We start from the raw sequence: 5919 nt of genomic DNA, 5'->3' as shown, positions 1-5919 counted from the left end.
GGACCGGCGGGGCCGCGAACACGCGGCGCCCGCGCCGCCAAAAAATCAGCTCTTGCCGACCTCTTTGTTGTATGCCTCGGTGATTTCCGCCGAGATACGACCGCGGGCGGAGACCTTGTGACCCTTACGGCGTGCCCATTCGCGAATTGCGGCGCTCTGTTCGCGGTCCATGGAAACACGGCTCTTGCCCTGCGGCGCGGGTGCACCGGCAGCCTTCACCCGACGACGGCCACTCACACGGCGGGCGTTGGCGACCCACTCGTCCAGGCCTTCGCGCAGGCGCGCCGCATTTGCGTCCGACAGATCGATCTCGTACGACACCCCATCGATAGCGAACTCGATGGTCTCGTCCGCGATGGACTCACCGTCGACATCGTCGATCAGGCTAACGGTGACCTTCTTTGCCATGAGATGAACGTCCTCTCGAAATCGTCAAGCCTGCCTCCAGGCCGAATACCCGAGGCAAGAATACCCCGAAATGCGAAATTTCCAACACGGGGTCTTCACCCCGTGAATTCACTGGTCAGCGACTAGTGGGTCGCACAATCGGGAACAGGATCGTTTCCCGGATTCCCGAACCCGTGAGTGCCATCAACAACCGGTCGATTCCCATACCGGTTCCGGTGGTCGGCGGCATACCGTGTTCCATCGCGGCGAGGAAGTCTTCATCGAGCACCATGGCCTCGTCATCGCCCGCCGCGGCCAGCCTGGCCTGGTCGACGAAGCGTTCCCGCTGGATCACCGGGTCTACCAGTTCCGAATAGCCCGTTGCCAACTCGAAGCCGCGAACATAGAGGTCCCACTTCTCGGTGACGCCGGGCTTGCTGCGATGCTGACGGGTCAGCGGTGAAGTCTCGACCGGGAAGTCGCGAACGAAAGTCGGCGCGTAGAGCTTGTCGCCATACGCGTGTTCCCATAGTTCTTCGACCAGTTTCCCGTGACCGTAGCCCTTGTCCGAAGGAATTTCCAGACCTACCCGATCGGCGAGCGCGAGCAATTCCTCGACAGTGGTTTCCGGAGTGACCTCGACACCGATCGACTCAGACAGCGAGGGATACATCTCGACGGTGGTCCACTCGCCTCCGAGATCATATTCAGTGCCGTCGGCAAGCGTCACCAGAAGGGTGCCGAATGCCTCGCGCGCGACTTCCTGGATCAATTCCCGGGTCATCGTCGCCGAGTCGTCATAGGTGCCGTAGGCCTCGTAGGTTTCCAGCATCGCGAACTCGGGCGAATGGGTGGAGTCGGCGCCTTCGTTGCGGAAGTTCCGGTTGATCTCGAAGACCTTCTCCAGGCCACCGACCACGCACCGCTTGAGGAACAGCTCCGGCGCGATGCGCAGGAAGAGATCCATGTCCAGCGCATTGGAATGGGTGACGAAGGGGCGCGCGGCGGCGCCACCATGGATGGTCTGCAGCATCGGGGTCTCGACCTCGAGGAAGCCGCGGCGCTCGAGCGCGTTGCGCAGCGCACGGACCACGTTCACGCGGGTACGGGCCATTTCCCTGGCCTCGGGACGCACGATCAGGTCGACATAGCGCTGACGGACGCGCGACTCCTCGTTCATCTCCTTGTGCGCCACCGGCAGCGGGCGCAGCGACTTGGCCGCCATCGACCAGGAATCGGCCATCACGCTCAATTCGCCGGTACGCGAGGAGATGACCTCGCCGTGCACGAACACGAAGTCACCGAGGTCGACATCGGCCTTCCACGCCGCCAGCGCGTCGGCGCCGACACCGTTGAGGCTGATCATCGCCTGCAACTTGGTGCCGTCGCCTTCCTGCAGCGTGGCGAAGCACAGCTTGCCGGTATTACGAACGAAAATGACGCGACCCGCGATACCGGCCTGCAGACCGGTCTGAGTGTCGGCTTCCAGATCCGGGTAGGCGGCACGGATTTCGGCCAGGGTGTGGGTGCGTGGCACCACCACCGGATAGGCCTCACCACCCTCGGTGAGCAGCCGTTCGCGCTTGTCCCGGCGAATCCGCATCTGCTCGGGAACATCGATGTCCACAGCGGATGTGGCGGCGCGGCCGGGTGCGGCGGGGTTAGGAGTGCTCACGTTCGACAACATTAGCGGCACCCCGAAATGGATTTACTCCCGCCCACAAAGAACGAGAGGCAAACCCCGGCCCACACCGACCATTCCCCCGCGAGATGCAATCAACGTCACATAACTGAAACACACACCGCCCGTGACGACCTCTGATTCGCCTCGTGGACAACCGAACTCGCGGACGTCGACCCCCTACAGCGAAGCCAGCGCGTCGACCTCACGGGCGAAATGCGGGACGCCGACGCCCACGGTCAACAACCCCGCCGACTTCAACGCCTGGTATCCACCGATCACATCGGTGGCCCGGTGCAACCCCAGCTCCTGCAACGCGGCCGCCGCCAAACTCGACGTGTACCCCTCCGAGCAGAAGACGACCCATTCCACGTCGTGATCAACGGCGAGGGACAACCGGGCCGACGAGGTCGGATCCAACCGCCATTCCAGGACATTTCGCTCGATCACCAGCGCGCCGGGCAGCGAACCTTCGCGCACCCGCTGGGCGGCCGGCCGGATGTCGACCAGAATCGCGCCACGCTCCAGCGCGGCGGCCACGTCGTACACATACACCCGGTGCAATCGCGCGCGAGCGTTCTCGAGCATCTGATCAATCGTCAAACGGCTCATCACAGATCACCTTCGGGCTGGTCGGTGAGGACGGTTTTGGTTCGGCGCAACGTTCCGTGGCCGGTCACTTCGTAATACGACATCGCCGACAGCGGCGGGGAATAGGCATGCACGCTCAAGGTGGGATCGAGCGGACCGACGGATTCGGCGGCGGCGGGCGCGCGCACCACGTCGTGCACCCAGCCGATCGGGAACGACGCCTGATCACCCGCGGCGAGCGTGCGCCTGCGTAACTCCGTGCCATTCCAGCGGTATTCCGAAAGGGCGCCACTCAGCACGGTCAGGGCGCCGAGCGAACCGGCGTGATCGTGCAAATCGGTGAATTTGCCCGGCGTCCAGCTGATCAGCCAGACATCGACCTCGTCGTCGTGCGAGAGGCGGGTCGCCCAGCGCTCGTCGGCCGGCCAGATACCGTCGGCGGGCAGGAGGTGGTCGTAGCGACCGGAGAGGACGTCTTCGGCGCCTTCGTCGGTGAGTCGCAGCAGGTCAGCGGGCCGCAACCGGGTCGGCAACGCCGAGGCGATCGCCCGGTCGAGCGGGGGCGTCGCGGAGTACTCGTCGCGCGCGGACGGAAGGGAAAGGACAGAAGAACGCATGAGCGCATCTCCAGGAGGTGAGAAAACGGTCGAGGGAAAACGTCAGCCTCGAACGGTCGAGGCAGATTAGCCTCGACAACACTCCTGGGTGCTCACACGGAAGGTCACGAGCGCTAGTTTAGCAGACACTACTTTTTATTGCGCTCGTAGACATGGCGCAGGCCGGTGAGCGTGAGATGCGGGACGTGCTGGTCGATGGTTTCCGACTCCGGCACGATCAGCGGTGCGCCCGCCCCCGTCGCGACGACGGTGACATCGGTGCCCGCGAACGCGTCGAATTCGTCGCGGATGCGGTCGACCAGCCCGTCGACCAGCCCGGCGAACCCGAAGATCGCGCCGGACTGAATGCATTCCATGCTGTTCTTGCCCACCACCGAACGCGGCCGTGCCAGCTCGACGCGACGCATCGCACTGCGTTCCACCAGCGCCTCGGCCGAGATCTCCACCCCGGGCGCGATGACGCCGCCGAGGAATTCCCCCTTGGCCGAGACCAGGTCGACGCAGATCGCAGTGCCGAAATCGACGACGATCGCGGGCCCGCCGAAACTACGGAACGCGGCAAGGCAGTTGACGATGCGGTCGGCGCCGACTTCCTTCGGATTGTCGACCAGCAACGGAATACCTGTTCGCACACCGGGTTCCACCAGCACATGCGGCACATGGGACCAATAGCGCGCCAGCATGGCGCGCAGTTCGCGCAGCACCGGCGGCACGGTCGACAACGCCGAGACACCGGCGATCTGATCGAGATCGTCGCCGACCAGACCGCGCACCTGCATGGCGAACTCGTCCGCGGTGATCAGCGGATTGGTGTGAATCCGCCAGTGCCGCACCAGTGTCGCGTGTTCGCCACTACCGGAGAACAGGCCGAGCTCGATTCCGGTGTTGCGGACGTCGATCGTCAGCAGCATGGTCCTGGGTCCCCCCGCCCGGCTCAGACGAACGACAGCGAGCGCGGCGAGGTGAGGCCGGAGCCCTCCGGTGCGTGCGCGGGGTCGCTGCCCAGCTCCACCGGACGGTTGTGGTCGTCGACGAAGACCACCTTCGGGTCGTACTCGCGGACCTCGGCCTCGTCCATCTGACCGTAGGCGATGAGGATGACCAGGTCACCGGGGTGCACGAGGTGGGCGGCGGCACCGTTGATGCCGATCACGCCCGAACCGCGCTCACCGGCGATCACATAGGTCTCGAGGCGGGCGCCGTTGTCGATGTCGACGATGCAGACCTGCTCACCCTCGAGCAGATCGGCGGCGTCGAGCAGATCCTGGTCGACGGTCACCGACCCGACATAGTGCAGGTCGGCATGGGTCACGGTGGCACGGTGGATCTTCGACTTCATCATGGTGCGCAACATCGTCGTCGCCTTTCAGTGCGCCTGCGAGGCAGGGAGGGAGTTCGCGTCGGGATGCCCGTCGATCTGGGCGCCGAGTACTACGGGAGCGTTGTCGATCAGGCGGGTGTCACCGACTCTGGCGGCGACCAGCAGGCGGGCGTTGCCCGCGGTGGGGGCCGGACCCAGGTTGGCATCGCGCAGTTCGAGGTAGTCGACATCGAGGCCCTCGACCGCGTCGAGAACCGAGCGAGCGGTCTGGACAACCGCCTCCGCGCCGAGGCCGGCAGCGTGACGACCCGCGGCAAGCGCGGCCGACAGCGCCAGCGCCGACTCGCGCTGGGTGGCGTCGAGGAAGCGGTTGCGCGAGGACAGGGCGAGGCCGTCGGGCTCGCGAACCGTCGGATAGGCCACGATCTTCGCGTCCATGTTCAGGTCGCGCACCATCTGCCGGATCAGCGTGAGCTGCTGGTAGTCCTTCTCACCGAAATACGCCTCGGAGGCGTGGGTGATGTTGAGCAGCTTCGCGACGACGGTGAGCATGCCCGCGAAATGCGTCGGCCTGCTGCCGCCTTCGAGCTCGGCGCCGAGTGGACCCGGCTGGACCGTGGTACGCATGCCGTCCGGGTACATATCGGAAACCGTCGGCGCGAAAACCAGATCGACGCCCTCGGTGCGGAGCAGTTCGAGGTCGGCGTCGAGAGTGCGCGGGTAGGCGTCGAGGTCTTCGTTCGCGCCGAACTGCAGCGGGTTGACGAAGATCGAGACGATCACGACCTGGTTGTTGAGCTTGGCCTGACGGATCAGCGCGAGGTGCCCCTCGTGCAGCGCGCCCATCGTCGGTACGAAACCGACCGTGCGACCGGCGCCGCGCAGGGCCTTGGCGACCGTGTCGAGCACCTCGGGGTTGTGGTGCACGGTGAGCACGCCCGCCTTGAAAGCGCCGGTCGCGCGAGCGCCACCCTGGTGGTGATGCACTTCTCGGGGTTCCATCAGTGGCCTTCCTTGGCGAGGAGCTCCAGCAGTGCCGGATCGGTGTGGGCGAGTTGGGCCGTGCGCAACGAATTGGCTCGGTAGGCCTCGGCCAAGCGGTCGTCGACCTGCTCGAGCGCGGCGAGATGGGCGGCGACAGCGTCGACATCACCGCGGGCGACCGGACCGGTGAGTGCGGCCTGGCCGCGACGCAAGGCGTTGTCGAGTGCGGCCGAGGCGAGCGGGGCGAGCAGCCGTTCGGGGAGGCCGCCGGGCTGATCGTCGACCAGCGGCTGGCCGAGCAGACCGGGGCCGGAGAGGGATTCGCGCAGGGCCGCGAC

General features: G+C 65.7%; 8 protein-coding genes. All 8 read right to left on the bottom strand.

Annotation, left to right across the window (positions count from 1 at the left end; genetic code table 11):
* Positions 1–45: 45 nt before the first annotated feature.
* The gene (locus tag ACFWF3_RS21290) at positions 46–408 is read right to left on the bottom strand and encodes an Lsr2 family protein (protein ID WP_067454241.1); all 363 of its coding nucleotides are present in this window, start codon (positions 406–408) and stop codon (positions 46–48) included.
* A 115-nt stretch (positions 409–523) separates the two neighbouring features.
* A complete protein-coding gene (lysS, locus tag ACFWF3_RS21285; RefSeq protein WP_378990810.1) occupies positions 524–1990 on the bottom strand; it encodes a lysine--tRNA ligase in 1467 nt (488 codons plus the stop codon).
* A 258-nt stretch (positions 1991–2248) separates the two neighbouring features.
* Positions 2249–2680, bottom strand: coding sequence for a rhodanese-like domain-containing protein (locus tag ACFWF3_RS21280; protein WP_378990753.1), 432 nt, complete (start codon positions 2678–2680; stop codon positions 2249–2251).
* Entirely contained in the window at positions 2680–3276 is a 597-nt protein-coding gene (locus ACFWF3_RS21275; protein ID WP_364584063.1) for a cysteine dioxygenase family protein, read from the bottom strand. Before ACFWF3_RS21275 ends, ACFWF3_RS21280 begins: the two co-directional genes overlap by 1 nt.
* Before the next feature lie 128 nt (positions 3277–3404).
* Positions 3405–4187, bottom strand: coding sequence for a type III pantothenate kinase (locus tag ACFWF3_RS21270; protein WP_378631525.1), 783 nt, complete (start codon positions 4185–4187; stop codon positions 3405–3407).
* 23 nt (positions 4188–4210) lie between these two features.
* A complete protein-coding gene (gene panD / locus ACFWF3_RS21265) occupies positions 4211–4630 on the bottom strand; it encodes an aspartate 1-decarboxylase (RefSeq protein WP_357370408.1) in 420 nt (139 codons plus the stop codon).
* A gap of 12 nt (positions 4631–4642) precedes the next feature.
* Positions 4643–5599: a pantoate--beta-alanine ligase gene (gene panC / locus ACFWF3_RS21260; RefSeq protein WP_379314985.1), complete on the bottom strand. Its 957-nt coding sequence runs from the start codon at positions 5597–5599 to the stop codon at positions 4643–4645.
* The coding region (locus tag ACFWF3_RS21255; protein WP_379314984.1) for a DUF2520 domain-containing protein at positions 5599–5919 on the bottom strand (321 nt) is incomplete at its 5' end. The genes ACFWF3_RS21255 and panC, both read right to left, overlap by 1 nt.

Origin of the sequence: Nocardia sp. NPDC060220, assembly GCF_042727815.1 — a bacterium.
Lineage (GTDB): Bacteria > Actinomycetota > Actinomycetes > Mycobacteriales > Mycobacteriaceae > Nocardia.
This window is presented reverse-complemented; position numbering and strand designations above follow the sequence as displayed.